The 14,177-nt window shown below is 66.3% G+C and carries 14 protein-coding genes; 11 read left to right on the top strand and 3 right to left on the bottom strand.

The genetic code is table 11. The annotated features are described in order from the left end of the window. Positions 1–10 precede the first annotated feature (10 nt). Positions 11–1,162 (bottom strand): murein hydrolase activator EnvC family protein, encoded by a 1,152-nt coding sequence (locus IM760_RS06610; protein WP_204427751.1) that lies wholly within the window; start codon positions 1,160–1,162, stop codon positions 11–13. A gap of 92 nt (positions 1,163–1,254) precedes the next feature. On the opposite strand from IM760_RS06610, the gene IM760_RS06605 reads away from it, so the two are divergent. From IM760_RS06605 to secB, 3 genes are read left to right on the top strand one after another with little or no spacing between them, the layout of a single operon-like run. Further along, entirely contained in the window at positions 1,255–1,671 is a 417-nt protein-coding gene (locus IM760_RS06605; RefSeq protein ID WP_204427750.1) for a rhodanese-like domain-containing protein, read from the top strand. After that, positions 1,671–1,928, top strand: a complete 258-nt coding sequence (grxC, locus tag IM760_RS06600) for a glutaredoxin 3 (RefSeq protein ID WP_204427843.1) — start codon at positions 1,671–1,673, stop codon at positions 1,926–1,928. The genes IM760_RS06605 and grxC overlap by 1 nt, the downstream gene beginning before the upstream one ends. Before the next feature lie 12 nt (positions 1,929–1,940). Then, on the top strand, positions 1,941–2,402 hold the full coding sequence (secB, locus tag IM760_RS06595) for a protein-export chaperone SecB (RefSeq protein ID WP_204427749.1): 462 nt from the start codon (positions 1,941–1,943) through the stop codon (positions 2,400–2,402). Positions 2,403–2,519: 117 nt separating this feature from the next. Here the strand turns inward: secB and trmL are convergent, their stop codons facing one another. Further along, a complete protein-coding gene (trmL, locus tag IM760_RS06590) occupies positions 2,520–2,990 on the bottom strand; it encodes a tRNA (uridine(34)/cytosine(34)/5-carboxymethylaminomethyluridine(34)-2'-O)-methyltransferase TrmL (protein WP_204427748.1) in 471 nt (156 codons plus the stop codon). 89 nt (positions 2,991–3,079) lie between these two features. Here trmL and IM760_RS06585 point away from each other — a divergent pair, with 89 nt between their 5' ends. Continuing rightward, positions 3,080–3,430 carry a putative signal transducing protein gene (locus IM760_RS06585; RefSeq protein WP_204427746.1) on the top strand — a complete coding sequence of 117 codons (351 nt, stop codon included), beginning with the start codon at positions 3,080–3,082 and terminating at the stop codon, positions 3,428–3,430. Between the two features lie 83 nt (positions 3,431–3,513). Here IM760_RS06585 and typA read toward each other — a convergent pair whose 3' ends face one another. Continuing rightward, entirely contained in the window at positions 3,514–5,322 is a 1,809-nt protein-coding gene (typA, locus tag IM760_RS06580; protein WP_204427745.1) for a translational GTPase TypA, read from the bottom strand. Positions 5,323–5,693: 371 nt separating this feature from the next. Here typA and IM760_RS06575 point away from each other — a divergent pair, with 371 nt between their 5' ends. From IM760_RS06575 to IM760_RS06545, 7 genes are all read left to right on the top strand, one after another. After that, positions 5,694–7,232 carry an inactive transglutaminase family protein gene (locus tag IM760_RS06575; protein WP_204427744.1) on the top strand — a complete coding sequence of 513 codons (1,539 nt, stop codon included), beginning with the start codon at positions 5,694–5,696 and terminating at the stop codon, positions 7,230–7,232. Next, positions 7,232–8,227: an alpha-L-glutamate ligase-like protein gene (locus IM760_RS06570; RefSeq protein ID WP_204427743.1), complete on the top strand. Its 996-nt coding sequence runs from the start codon at positions 7,232–7,234 to the stop codon at positions 8,225–8,227. The genes IM760_RS06575 and IM760_RS06570 overlap by 1 nt, the downstream gene beginning before the upstream one ends. Before the next feature lie 77 nt (positions 8,228–8,304). Next, positions 8,305–10,158, top strand: coding sequence for a sulfatase-like hydrolase/transferase (locus IM760_RS06565; protein WP_204427742.1), 1,854 nt, complete (start codon positions 8,305–8,307; stop codon positions 10,156–10,158). Positions 10,159–10,233: 75 nt separating this feature from the next. Further along, complete coding sequence (locus IM760_RS06560; RefSeq protein WP_204427741.1) at positions 10,234–11,337, top strand: tRNA (5-methylaminomethyl-2-thiouridylate)-methyltransferase; 1,104 nt, start codon at positions 10,234–10,236, stop codon at positions 11,335–11,337. Between the two features lie 3 nt (positions 11,338–11,340). Further along, complete coding sequence (locus IM760_RS06555) at positions 11,341–11,589, top strand: sulfurtransferase TusA family protein (RefSeq protein ID WP_204427740.1); 249 nt, start codon at positions 11,341–11,343, stop codon at positions 11,587–11,589. 223 nt (positions 11,590–11,812) lie between these two features. After that, positions 11,813–13,219 carry a glutamate--ammonia ligase gene (gene glnA / locus IM760_RS06550; RefSeq protein WP_204427739.1) on the top strand — a complete coding sequence of 469 codons (1,407 nt, stop codon included), beginning with the start codon at positions 11,813–11,815 and terminating at the stop codon, positions 13,217–13,219. A 169-nt stretch (positions 13,220–13,388) separates the two neighbouring features. Continuing rightward, complete coding sequence (locus IM760_RS06545) at positions 13,389–14,138, top strand: DUF4124 domain-containing protein (protein WP_204427737.1); 750 nt, start codon at positions 13,389–13,391, stop codon at positions 14,136–14,138. The last annotated feature ends 39 nt before the right edge of the window (positions 14,139–14,177 follow it).

Raw genomic sequence — 14,177 nt, 5'->3', positions numbered from 1 at the left:
CGGGAGCGTGTCAGTCATTGCGGGCAATGGGCGGCAGTGTAACACGGCGGTCGCACCAGCGCGCCGGGTTCACCACCTCGCCCTTGCGGCGGATTTCGAAGTACAGACCGCTGCTGGCGTTGCCGCCGGAGCGGCCCGCCAGGGCCAGCGGATCGCCGGCCGCCACCCATTCGCCCACGTCGCGCAGCAGGCTCTGGGCGTAGCCGTAAAGGGTCAGGTAACCGCCGCCGTGATCGACGATGGTGAGCAGGCCATAGCCGCGCATCCAGTCGGCGAACACCACCCGGCCCGGGTGAATGGCGCGCACCGGCGCGCCCTCGTCGGCGGCCAGCACCACCCCTTCCCAGCGCAGCTTGCCTTCACGGGCGGAATGGAAACTGGACACCACCTGGCCGGGCACCGGCCAGGGCAGCTTGCCGGCCAGGGTGCCGAACGGCTCGCCCCGGTCCGCCGGCGGGATCGACGGCATGCTGCGCTGCATGTCGGCGAGCAGCTTCTCCAGCCGTTGCTGGTCCGCCTTGAGGCGGTCGATGTCGCCGCCGCGCTGCTTGATCGAGCGGTCCAGCTTGGCCAGCGCCTGCTCGCGCTGTTTGGACGCCGCTTCCAGTTCCTTTTTGCTGTCCGCCAGCCGGGTGCGGCGGTCGAGCAGGTCGGCGCGGGCGCTGGCCACCTGCTCGGCCACCCGGCGCAGCTCCACCAGTTCCCCTTCCAGGGAGGCCAGCCGGTCGGTGCGGGCGCGCTGGAAATACTCCTGATAGCGCAGCAGCCGGGCGATGCGGTCCGGTTCCTCCTGGTTGAGCAGCAGCTTGATGCGGGCTTCCCGGCCGCTCTGGTAGCTGGCGCGGACGGTGCGCGCCAGCCAGGTGAGCTGGGTTTTCTTCTCCGCCGCCAGCCGCGCCTGGTCGGCTTCCACCTTGTCCAGCCGCTGGCGGGCGGCGGCGGCCTCCCGTTCCAGGCGGCGGCCCTCCCGGGCCAGTTCGCCGACCCGGGTCTCGGTCTCGCGCAGGCGGGTCTGCAGGTCGTCGCGCTGCTCGGCCTCGCGCTGTTGCTCGGCGGACAGGGTCTCGATACGGTCCTTGAGCTTGTCCAGGTCGGCTTCGCTGGGCGACTCCGCGCGGGCCAGCACGGGCAAGATCAGAAATAGCAGAAAAAGCGGCTTCATGGCTGCGGGTTTTACCTTAACCGACCGGTGATGTGTATACTTGGCGCCGATTTTCCGCCGGCAAGACGGCGCCAGCGCTAACAGGACCCCGTATGGATCGTCTGATCGAATTCGCCAGCAACCATTATCTCCTGGTTTCCGCCTTCTTTCTGCTGTGGGCGGTGTTCTTCGTGATCGAGTCGCGGCGCGGCGGCAACCCGATCTCGCCCCAGCAGGCCACCAATCTGGTCAACCAGAAGGACGCCGTGATCGTGGACCTGCGCCCCGCCGACGAGTTTCGTGCCGGCCATATCCCGGGTAGCCTGAACATCCCGGCGAGCCAGGCCACCGACCGCATGGGCGAGCTGGAGCGGCACAAGGATAAACCTCTTATCCTCACCTGCAAGATGGGCAACCAGGCGTCGCACCTGGGCCGCCAGCTGCGCGGCAAGGGCTTCGCCGAGCTGTACCGCATGCAGGGCGGCGTCACCGCCTGGCGCAACGACGGCCTGCCGGTCGCCAAGGGCTGATCGTGACGGTCACGCTGTACAGCACCGCCTGGTGCCCGTTCTGCGTGCGCGCCAAGCGTCTGTTGGCCGCCAAGGGCGCCACCGTGCACGAGATCGACGTGGACCGTGAGCCCGGCGCCCGCCAGGAGATGATGACGCGCAGCGGCCGCCGCACGGTGCCGCAAATCTGGATCGGCGACCGCCACGTGGGCGGTTGCGATGAACTTTTCGCATTGGAGCGGGCGGGGGAACTGGACTCCCTGCTCGCCGACAGCTAACGGAGAAGGACCATGGCCGAAGAACAGAAGAAAACCTTCCAGTTGCAGCGTGTCTATCTGAAGGACACCTCCTTCGAATGCCCGGGGGCGCCGGACATCTTCCTCCAGGAGTGGAAGCCGAAGATGAACGTGCAGCTGAACAGCGCCGCCCGCCGCCTGGGCGAGGGCAATGAATACGAGGTGGAAATCACCGTCACGGTGACCGCCAAATCCGAGGACGAGCAGAAAACCTTCTACCTGGTGGAATTGAAGCAGGCCGGCATCTTCACCATCGCCGGCATCGAAGGCGAGGAGCGCGAGCAGCTGCTGGGCGCCTACTGCCCGAACCTGCTGTTCCCCTATGCCCGCGAGGTGGTGTCCGACCTGGTCGCCAAGGGCTCCTTCCCGCAGATGCTGCTGCAGCCGATCAATTTCGAGGCGCTGTACCTGCAGCAACGTGAGCAGCAGCAGGCCGGCGCCGCCACGGTGCAGTAACCACCGCCCGTTAATCGCGGCTGAAGCCGCTCCTACAAATGCTGTGTAGGAGCGACTTTAGTCGCGATACCACGGCGCCAGTCAGAGCAAGTGGGAGCGGCCGGGCGGCGATCCGCTTTAGCCGCGATCAGATCCAGGATAACCCAACTGCCGCCAGGCCTCGTAGAGGGTGGCGGCCACCGCGTTACTCAGATTCAGGCTGCGGCTGTCCGCCACCATCGGCAGGCGCAGCCGCCGCTCCGCCGGCAACCCTTCCAGGATCGCCGCCGGCAGGCCCCGGGTCTCCGGCCCGAACAGCAGCACATCCCCGTCCCGAAACGCCGCCTGGCTGGGCGCCGGCCCACCCTTGGTGGTGAGCGCGAACTGGCGCGCGCCGTCCATGGCCTCCACAAAGGCCGGGTAATCCCGATGCACCCGCACCCGCGCGAACTCGCCGTAGTCCAGGCCGGCCCGGCGCAGACGCTTCTCGTCCAGTTGAAAGCCGAGCGGTTCGATCAGATGCAGGGCGGCGCCGGTGTTGGCGGCCAGCCGGATGATGTTGCCGGTGTTGGGGGGAATCTCCGGTTCGAACAGGGCGATGTGCAGCATAACGGGGTCGACCAGGTGGCGGGGGTGCCCATGGTAACCGCTGGCGGTGGCGCCGATAATGGCGGAATGACCAGGCGGCCGGAGGAGCCATGAAACGGGTCTACGAAGCGCGCGACGGCTTGGAAGCGCACATGGTGGCGGGGCTGATCGAGCAGGCCGGCATCATGGCGCAGGTGAACGGCGACATGCTGCAGGGCGGCGTCGGCGATCTGCCCGCCGCCGGGCTGGCCAGTGTCTGGGTGGCGGACGGCGACGAGCAGCGGGCCCGGCAGGTGATCGGTGACTTCGAGGCCAGCCAGCCGCCGGCGTCCGCGCCCACCCTGCGGGAACGGATCCGCGAGCCGGGTCGTGGCGAGCCGGACAGTGGCCGGGCTTTTCGTCAGGGCCTGCTGGTGGGGGTGTTGCTGGGTGCGGCGCTGATGGCCTGGTTCCTTGCCTAGGGGGGGATGCGGCGAGTAGCGCCTTATCGCGGCTGAAGCCGCTCCTACATTTGCCGTAGGAGCGACTTCAGTCGCGATAGGGGTTAGCGGCTGGCGCGCTTACGCTCGGTTTCGGTGAGCAGCTTCTTGCGCAGACGCAGGTGGTTGGGGGTCACTTCCACCAGCTCATCGTCCTCGATGAAGTCCAGGGCCTGCTCCAGGCTGAACCGTACCGGCGGGGTGAGAATCACGTTCTCATCGGTGCCGGAGGCGCGCATGTTGGTGAGCTGCTTGCCCTTGGTGGGGTTTACCACCAGGTCGTTGCCACGGCTGTGAATGCCGATCAGCTGGCCTTCGTACACTTCCACGTTCGGATCGATCAGCATGCGGCCGCGTTCCTGCAGGTTGAACAGGGCGAACGCCAGCACCTTGCCTTTCACCATGGACACCAGCACGCCGTTGTTGCGCTGGGCCATCTCGCCGGGCTTGTAGTCGCCGTAGTGGCTGAAGGTGCTGTTGAGGATACCGGTGCCGGAGGTGAGGGTCAGGAACAGGCTGCGGAAGCCGATCAGGCCACGGCTGGGCACCACGAAGGTGAGGCGCACGCGGCCCTTGCCGTCCGGCTCCATGTTGGTCATCTCGGCGCGGCGCAGGCCCAGGTGCTCCATGATGGCGCCCTGGTGCTGGTCCTCCACGTCGGCCATGACGTTCTCGTAGGGCTCCTGCTTCTTGCCGTCCACTTCGCGCACGATCACCTGCGGGCGGCCCACCGCCAGCTCGAAGCCTTCACGGCGCATGTTCTCGATCAGCACCGACAGGTGCAGCTCGCCGCGACCGGACACGCGGAACTGATCGGCGCTGCCGGTTTCTTCCACGCGCAGGGCCACGTTGTGCTTGAGCTCCGCTTCCAGGCGCTCGCGGATCTGGCGGCTGGTGACGAACTTGCCGTCCTGGCCGGCGAACGGCGAGGTATTGACGTGGAACACCATGCTGACGGTGGGCTCGTCCACGGTCAGCGGCGGCAGGGCTTCCACGTTGTTCGGGTCGCACAGGGTGTCGGAGATGTCCAGCGGGTCCATGCCGGTGACGCAGACGATGTCGCCGGCCCCGGCTTCGCTCACATCCACCCGATCCAGGCCGTGGTGGCCCATGATCTGCAGCACCCGGCCGTTACGGACCTTGCCTTCCCGGTCGATGATTTTCACCGTGGTGTTGGTCTTCACCTGGCCACGCTTGATGCGGCCGATGCCGATCACGCCCAGGTAGCTGTTGTAGTCCAGCGAGGAAATCTGCATCTGGAACGGGCCGTCGGCGTCCACTTCCGGTGCCGGCACCCGGTCGATGATGGCCTGAAACAGCGGCGTCATGTCGTCGGCCAGATTGTCCTGGTCGAGGCCCGCGATGCCGTTCAGCGCCGAGGCGTAGACCACCGGAAAGTCGAGCTGCTCGTCGCTGGCGCCCAGGTTGTCGAACAGGTCGAACACCTGGTCCATGACCCAGTCCGGGCGGGCGCCGGGGCGGTCCACCTTGTTGATCACCACGATCGGCTTAAGGCCGGCGGCGAAGGCTTTCTGGGTCACGAAGCGGGTTTGCGGCATGGGGCCGTCCACCGCGTCCACCAGCAGCAGCACGGAATCGACCATGGACATCACCCGTTCCACCTCGCCGCCGAAGTCGGCGTGGCCGGGGGTGTCGACGATGTTGATGCGGTAGTCGCCGTACTTGAGGGCGGTGTTCTTGGAAAGGATGGTGATGCCCCGTTCCTTTTCCAGGTCGTTGGAGTCCATCACCCGTTCGACGTCGCCGGCGCGGTCTCCCAGAGTGCCGGACTGTTGCAACAGCTTGTCCACCAGGGTGGTCTTGCCGTGGTCAACGTGGGCGATGATGGCGATATTGCGCAGGCGTTCAATCACAGATTGTGGCTCCGTAGGGATCAAAGTGCCTCCGGCCGGTCAACGGCGGCGGGCCGTGCAAGGGCAACGGCAAAGGGGGAGGCGGGCAAATAGGCGGCGCATTGTACAGTCCCTTCGCCCGATGAAGCCACCAATACACCGTGACACCGCCAAAGTGGCCGGTTTCGTGGCAGAATAGGCCGCCGTTCGCCGCCGCGCCGACCAGTGCAATCTTTTGCGCCCGAAAGGGGCCCCCGGGCGGGCAGGTTTGACAACTATTTGCGTCCCGGGGGCGGTTTCGGTGCCCCGGGGCGGTGACATTGAGGCCCCGTTGTTGGACCATGTGCGGCGGTCGCGGCACCCTCGCCGAAGGATTGGAATAAGGCTGACAAATGCGTTCTGTTAAATTGCACGCCCGCCTGCTGGCGCTGTTTCTTCTGGTACTGGGCGGCGGCAGTATTGCTTACCAGATTTTCATTCAGAAGGTGCCGGTGACCGAGAGCGAGAGCGATCCGGTCTGGGTGGTGGACACCCAGGTGTCGTTCCAGGCGCGTCCCAATACCCCGATCAAGGCGCGCATGTACGTGCCGCCGCTGGCCAGCGGCTTCACCGCCTTGAACGAGAGCTTTATCTCCAACAATTACGGCGTCAACGTGAACCGGGAAAACGGCAACCGGCTGGTGACCTGGTCGGCGCGCCGTGGCGAGGGCCAGCAGAACCTCTATTACCGGCTGATGATCACCGCCCGCTACGCGGAGCCGGCGCCGCTGCCGGAAAACGGCCCCCAGTTCCGCCCCAGCCCGGCCCTGGAAGGCGCCGAGCGGGTGGCCGCGGACGCGCTGCTGGCGCCGATCCGCCAGCACTCCGCCGATGTGGAGACCTTCATCAGCGAGACCATCAAGCGGGTCAACAACGAAGACAGCGACAACGTGCGCCTGCTGCTGGGCGGCGACCACAGCGACCAGAACAAGGCCAAGGTGGTGGACCTGCTGCTGGCGGTGGCGCACATTCCCGCCGAGCCGGTGCACACCCTCAAACTGGAAGAATCCAACAGCCAGCAGCCGGAGCTGTGGTTGCGCAGCTTCAACGGCCAGAACTGGCTGTACTTCAACCCGGTGGACGGCCGCCAGGGCCTGCCCCAGGACCGGCTGGTGTGGTGGAGCGGCGACAAGCCGCTGCTGACCCTGGAAGGCGCCCGCAACTCCCGGGTGTCGTTCAGCGTGCACCGCAACGAGATGAGCGCCCTGCGGCTGGCGCAGACCCTGCGCTCCCAGGACGCCTCCAGTTTTATCGATTACTCCCTCTATGAACTGCCGGTGCCGTCCCAGCAGCTGTTCCGGGTGCTGATGATGATTCCGGTGGGCGTGCTGCTGGTGCTGCTGATCCGTTCCCTGGTGGGCATGGAAACCCTGGGCACCTTCACGCCGGTGCTGATCGCCCTGGCGTTCCGCGAAACCCAGGTGATCTGGGGCGTGCTGCTGTTCACCTTCATCACCGCCATCGGTCTGTCGGTGAGGGGGTATCTGGAACACCTGAAGTTACAGTTGCTGGCCAGGCTGTCGGTGGTGCTGACCTTCGTGGTGATCATGATCGGCCTGATCAGCCTGATGACCTACAAGCTGGGGCTCTCCACCGGCCTGTCGGTGGCGCTGTTCCCGATGGTGATTCTGACCATGGTGATCGAGCGGGTCTCCATCGTCTGGGAAGAGCGCGGCGGCGTGCAGTCGCTCAAGGTCGCCCTGGGCACCCTGGTGGCGGCGGTGCTTTGCCATCTGCTGATGGTCTGGAAACCGCTGGTCTACTTCGTATTCACCTTCCCGGGCGTGCTGCTGATCCTGGCGTCGGTGATGGTGTTCATGGGCCACTACCGGGGCTACCGCCTGATGGAACTGGTGCGCTTCCGGGCCATGACCGAGCAGGGTGAACGCTGATGTTCGGCATCCAGACCTGGAAAGCCCTGCGGCGCCGGGGCGTGATGGGCATCAACCAGCGCAACGGCGACTACGTGCTGATGTACAACGACCGCCGGCTGTACCCGCTGGTGGACGACAAGATCCGCACCAAGAAGATGGCGCTGGACGCCGGTATCCAGGTGCCGGACATGTACGGCATCGTCGACACCGAGCAGGGCATCAGCAAGCTGGAGCGCATCGTCGAGACCCACGGCGACTTCGTGATCAAGCCGTCCCAGGGCGCCGGCGGTGACGGCATCCTGGTGATCTCCGACCGCTTCGAAGGCTATTACCGCACCGCCTCCGGGCGCATGGTCAGCCCCGAGGAACTGGAGTTCCACATCTCCGGCATCATCTCCGGCCTCTATTCCCTGGGCGGCCACCGCGACCGCGCCCTGATCGAATACCGGGTGCGTTCCACCGACCTGTTCGACCGCATCAGCATCGGCGGCGTGCCGGACGTGCGCATCATCGTGCTGCAGGGCTACCCGGTGGCCGCCATGCTGCGCCTGCCCACCCGGCAGTCCGACGGCAAGGCCAACCTGCACCAGGGCGCCATCGGCGTGGGCGTGGACATCGCCACCGGCATTACCCTGAGCGGTACCTGGCACAACCTGAAAATCGACCGCCACCCGGACACCGCTCACCCGGTGGCCGGCGTGCAGATGCCGGACTGGCAAGAGTGCCTGGCGCTGGCGGCGCGCTGCTACGACCTCACCGGTCTGGGTTATCTGGGCGTGGATCTGGTGATGGACAAGCACAAGGGCCCGCTGATGCTGGAACTCAACGCGCGGCCCGGGCTGAACATCCAGATCGCCAATGACGATGGCCTGGTGCGCCGCTGCCAGATCATCGAGAAGCACATTGAGCAACGGGGCCGCAAGGCCGGCACCGAGGAAACCGCCAGCCGCGTGGAGCGCTCCAAGCAGTGGTTCGCCGTGGCGGAGCTGCCGGAGGCGCCCAGCGCCCCCTGAACCGTCCGGCCCATTAAGTTTTTATTAAGGCAGGCGACGTAACGTCGGCTCGTTATCAGCCGACCCCCTGTTTCGTCATGAAGCCTGCCTCCCCCCGCGCCGGGTTTCCCGGGCTGTTTTTCGTGCTCAACTACCTGTTGCTGCTGGCGGTGGGCCTGTACATCGCCCACGGCCAATGGCTGCCGCCGAAGGACGGGCCCGCGGCCCTGTTCGTGATCGCGGCGCTGGCCGGCTACACCGCCCTGTATCTGCTGCCCGCCTGGCTGCTCAGCGCGCTCTGCCATCGCTGGCCGGGCCCCCGCCCGGCACGCTGGCTGGCGGTCGCGCTGGCCTCCGCCACCCTGTTGCTGCTGCTGGTGGACAGCCAGATCCACCGTCTCTACGGCTTCCACATCAACGGCTTTGTCTGGAATCTGCTGATCACCCCCGGCGGCATCGACTCCATGGGCGGCGGTGACGGCACCACCCTGACCGTGGTGTTGATCGCGGTGGGGGTGGTGGGCCTGGAGACCGGGCTGATGGCGCTGGCGCGGCGCCGGCCGCCCCCGAGGCTGCGCTGGCGCTGGGTGCTGGCGGGGCTGCTGCTGTGCATGGCCGGCGAACGGGTGGCCTACGGGCTCAGCGACCTGGACGCCTACCGGCCGGTGCTCAACGCCGCCCGGGCGGTGCCGTTCTATCAGCCGGCCACCTTCGAGAGCCTGGCCCGGGATCTGGGCTACACCCCGGCGCCGCGCACGGCGCTGTCGGTGTCCGCCGACGGGCCGCTCAATTATCCGCTTCATCCGTTGACCGTGGCCGCCGATGCGCCGTCGCCGAACATTCTGGTGCTGGTGGCGGAATCCCTGCGCGCGGACATGCTGAAGCCGGAGATCATGCCCAATCTGTGGCGCTTCGCCGAACGTCACGGGCGTCGCTACACCGACCATATGAGCGGCGGCAACGGCACGCGCATGGGCATTTTTTCCCTGTTCTATGGGCTGCCGGGCAACTACTGGTTTCCGTTCCTGGAAAGCCGCCGGCCGCCGGTGCTGATCAGTGAGCTGCAGCGCCGGGACTATCGTTTCGGCCTCTACACCAGCGCGCGTTTCAGTTATCCGGAGTTCGACCGCACCGTGTTCGCCTCGGTGCCGTCCTCGGCCATGGTCAGTGACGATGAGGGCCCGGGCTGGCGCCGGGACCGGCGCAATGTGGGCCGCCTGCTGGACTTTATTGGCGATGACCGGACCGGCGATGACCAGCCGCGACCGTTCTTCGGCTTCATGTTCTTCGAGTCGCCCCACGCCCGCTATTACTTCCCCGAGGAGAGCGTGATCCGGCCGGATTATCTGCGCGAGCTGAACTACGCCACCATGGACGTGCAGCGGGACATGCCCGGCATCCTGAACCGCTATATCAACGCGGTGCATCACCTGGACCAGCAGCTGGGCCGGGTGCTGGACCGTCTGGAGCGGGACGGGCGCCTGGACGACACCCTGGTGGTGATCACCGGCGATCACGGCGAGGAATTCATGGAGCACGGGCGCTGGGGGCACAACTCCGCCTTCCACGACGAGCAGGTGCGCGTGCCGCTGGTGATGGCCGGCGCCGGCGTCACGCCGGCGGTGGTGGACCGGCCCACCAGCCACCTGGACGTGGCGCCGACCCTGCTGCGGCGGCTGGGGGTCACCAATCCCTCCGCCGACTTCGCCGTGGGCGTGCCCCTGGACCGGGCGCGGTCGGGCCGTTACCGGCTGGCCGCCAGCTGGGACGCGGTGGCCTACCTGGGCCCGGACTACAAGGTGGCGATGCCCACCAACGCCGGCGGCCTCGGCGAAATGACCGTGGCCCGGGCCGGCGACCAACCGGTGGTGGACGCCGACGCGGTGATGGTGCGGGTGCGGGACCCGCTGGCGCGGGTGCTGGAGGACATGTCCCGTTTCTATCGACGGTGAAGGCCCCGTGATTTGAGGGCCCGGGATTTGCTATACTCTGCCGCCCAATTTTTGAGCAACGCGCTGAGCAGAGTTATGTCCGAGGCCGCAACCCCGATCGCCCCACCCGAACCCCTCCAGCGTCGCGCCGTGGCGCTGGTGTCCGGCGGGCTGGATTCCATGCTGGCGGTGAAGGTGATGCAGGAGCAGGGCATCCATGTGGAAGGGGTGAATTTCTTCACCGGCTTCTGCGTGGAAGGCCACACCCACGCCATCCGCAAGAAGGATCAGGACAAGAACAAGCGCAACAACGCCCTCTGGGTCGCCGAAAAGCTGGGCATCAAGCTGCACATCGTGGACATCTCCGAGGAGTACAAGGATGTGGTGCTCAACCCCAAGCACGGCTACGGGGCCAACCTGAACCCCTGCCTGGACTGCAAGATCTTCATGGTCAACCAGGCCACCCTGATGCTCAACAAGGCCCGCGAGCTGGCCGGCGAGAAGGGCTTCGACTTCATCGTCACCGGCGAGGTGGTGGGCCAGCGCCCGAAGAGCCAGCGCAAGGAAACCATGCCCATCATCAGCAGCGAGTCCGGCGCCGACGACCGGCTGCTGCGGCCGCTGAGCGCGCGCAACCTGCCGGAAACCCTGCCCGAACGTGAAGGCTGGGTGGACCGGGACCAGCTCTACGATTTCTCCGGCCGTAACCGCAAGCCGCAGATGGCGCTGGCCAAACGCTTCGGCCTGGAGGAATACGCCCAACCCGCCGGCGGTTGCTGCTTCCTCACCGACGAGTCCTACTCCCGCAAGCTGGCCGACCTGTGGCATGCCCGCAACGAGCGCCGCTATGAGCTGGACGACATCATGCTGCTGAAGGTGGGCCGCCATATCCGCCCGGCTCGGCACTACAAGCTGATCATCAGCCGGGAGGAGGGTGAGAACCGCTTCCTGGAAGGCTACCGCTACCAGTTCACCAGCCTGACCACGGCCAGCTGCCCGGGGCCCCTGGCCCTGGTGGACGGCCGGTTCGAATCCGACGACGAACTGCGCCAGGCCGCCGCCATCGTGGCGCGCTATTCCAAGGGCCGCGCCGACGACCAGGTGGTGGTGGAAGTGAAGGAACCCGGCGGCGTGGCCCGGGAAGTGGCGGTGGCCCCGGCGCGGCCGGATCAGATCCCGCTGCAGTGGAATGTGGGCTGAATCATGACCGAAACCGTTCACGATCTGGATGTGCGTCGTCAGCTGTGCCCCATTCCGGTGATCAAAACCCAGAACCGGGTGAATCAACTGGCGCGAGGGGACGTGCTGCGGGTAACCTGCACGGACCCCGGCGCGCTCAACGATATTCCCGCCTGGTGCCGCATCAACGGCCACGAAGTGCTGGAAACCCGGCGCGATGACCACGACGTGGTGATCACTCTCCGGGTGGGGGAGCCTTCGGTTGCACTGTAGTGGTGCGCATAGCTTGAGGTGCGCACTAATTTGGTGCTTCATGGCCCGACGCGGAGCGCTGTAAGCCCCCAACGGCCCGGAATGCGCCAAAAAAGGGCTGGCACAATAATTGCTCTCCCTATTGGCGTGCAGGCCCAGGTGGCCGAGAATACCGGTTTTTCGCGTGTCCGCGCCGCGGCGGCGAGCAGCCAGAAACATACCCGTTCCAGGAGGACGCTCAACAATGTCTGAAAAGACGCTGAAACTGATCAAAGACAACGACGTGAAGTGGGTGGACCTGCGTTTTACCGACAGCCGTGGTAAGGAGCAGCACGTAACCCTGCCGGTGGGCGAAATCGACGACGATTTCTTCCAGGACGGCAAGATGTTCGACGGCTCCTCCATCGCCGGTTGGAAAGGCATCAACGAATCCGACATGATCCTCATGCCGGAAGACGAAACCGCGGTTCTCGACCCGTTCACCGACGTGGCCACCCTGAACCTGCGCTGCAACATCGTTGAGCCCGCCACCATGCAGGGTTACGAGCGCGACCCGCGTTCCGTGGCGCTGCGCGCCGAGGAATACCTGAAGTCCACCGGCATCGCCGACAGCGCCCTGTTCGGTCCCGAGCCGGAATTCTTCGTGTTCGATTCCGTGCAGTGGAAGTCCGACATGTCCGGCTCCATGTACAACATCTACTCCGAGGAAGCGGCCTGGGTGTCCGCCGATGAGTTCGAGAAGAACAACATCGGTCACCGCCCCGGCGTGAAAGGCGGCTACTTCCCGGTACCGCCGGTGGACAGCCTGCACGACCTGCGTGGCGCCATGTGTGCCGCCATGGAGCAGATGGGTCTGGAAATCGAAGTGCACCACCACGAAGTGGGCACCGCCGGCCAGTGCGAGATCGGTGTGGGCGCCAACACCCTCACCAAGAAAGCCGACGAAGTGCAGATCCTCAAGTACTGCGTGCACAACGTGGCCCACGCCTACGGCAAAACCGCCACCTTCATGCCCAAGCCGCTGATCGGTGACAACGGTTCCGGTATGCACGTGCACATGTCCCTGGCGAAGGACGGCAAGAACTTGTTCGCCGGTGACGAGTACGCCGGTCTGTCCGAGGAAGCGCTGTTCTACATCGGCGGTGTGATCAAGCACGCCCGCGCGCTGAACGCCTTCACCAACGGTTCCACCAACTCCTACAAGCGTCTGGTGCCCGGTTTCGAGGCTCCGGTAATGCTGGCGTACTCCGCCCGTAACCGGTCCGCGTCCATCCGGATTCCGTGGGTGAGCAACCCGAAAGCGCGTCGTATCGAGACCCGCTTCCCGGATCCCTCCGCCAACCCGTACCTGTGCTTCGCCGCGCTGATGATGGCCGGCCTGGACGGCATCAAGAACAAGATCCACCCGGGCGACGCCATGGACAAGGATCTGTACGACCTGCCCGCCGAGGAAGCCAAGGACATCCCGACCGTGGCCCACACCCTGACCATGGCGCTGGACGCCCTGGAGCAGGACAAGGAGTTCCTGATGGCCGGCGACGTGTTCACCGAGGACATGCTCGACGGTTACATCCAGCTCAAGCGCGACGAAGTGGAGCGCCTGAACATGACTCCGCACCCGGTCGAGTTCGACATGTACTACAGCTGCTAAGCTCCGGCGACGCAGTCACGAAAAACCCCGCTCCGGCGGGGTTTTTTTATGGCTTATCGCGGTGGGGCCCGCCGGTCCCGCCAGCCAGATTTGTGGCACCGGCCCTTTTTTCGCGGCTCGCCAGCCCGCAGAATCAAACCACTACCGCACCGTATCCGGGGAAGGATCCATGAGCACCAGGCAGATTCTCGCAGCCGTTTCCTTGATGGTGGTGGCCGCCGCCGCGCCGGCCCAGACCGTGGACACCCGGGTGGACCGGCCCGGCGACGAGGGCGGCGCCATCTACCGCACCGTGGATGAGAACGGCAACGTGCTGTTCACCGACAACCCGCCGGACAAGGGCCGCGCCGAACCGGTCCGGATCGGGCCGGTGAATACCATGGATGGCCGCCGGGAGACACTGCCGGTGATGGCGCCGGACCGCCCGGAATCGGTCGGGGAGAGCGAGGAACCCGCGCCGGCGGACACCGGCTACCGGGCCCTGCGCATCACCACCCCGGCGGACGGCGCCACCGTGCGCATGCCCCAGGACAACCCGGTGGCGGTGCAGGCCAGCGCCGAGCCGGCCCTGCTCAGCGGCCACCGGCTGGTGATCCTGGACAATGGCCAGCCGGTGGACGGCGGCGCGCTGGATTTTCCGAACCCCGGCACCCACCGGTTGCAGGCGGCCATCGAGGACGAAAACGGCCGCCGGCTGATCACCTCCTCCCCGGTGACGCTCTATGTGCACCGCACCAATATCGACAGCTCCGGAAAGGCCGGCGGCGGCAGCGCCTTTCCCACCCGCGCCGGCTCCGCCCAGCGCGGCGACAGCGCCGGCCGGGCCGGCGCCGCCCGTTCCGGCGGTGCCGCCCAACGGGGCAGCGGCGCCTCCATGGGCAGCGGTGCCCAGCGCGTCACCCGTCCCGCCAACCCCTGAATGCACTGAATCGGTGCATTCTTCGCGCCGACTTTCTAC

This window comes from Alloalcanivorax marinus (assembly GCF_016906305.1).
GTDB classification, from domain to species: domain Bacteria; phylum Pseudomonadota; class Gammaproteobacteria; order Pseudomonadales; family Alcanivoracaceae; genus Alloalcanivorax; species Alloalcanivorax marinus.
The sequence above is the reverse complement of the archived record's forward strand: the minus strand, read 5'-3'. Positions and strand labels throughout refer to the sequence as shown.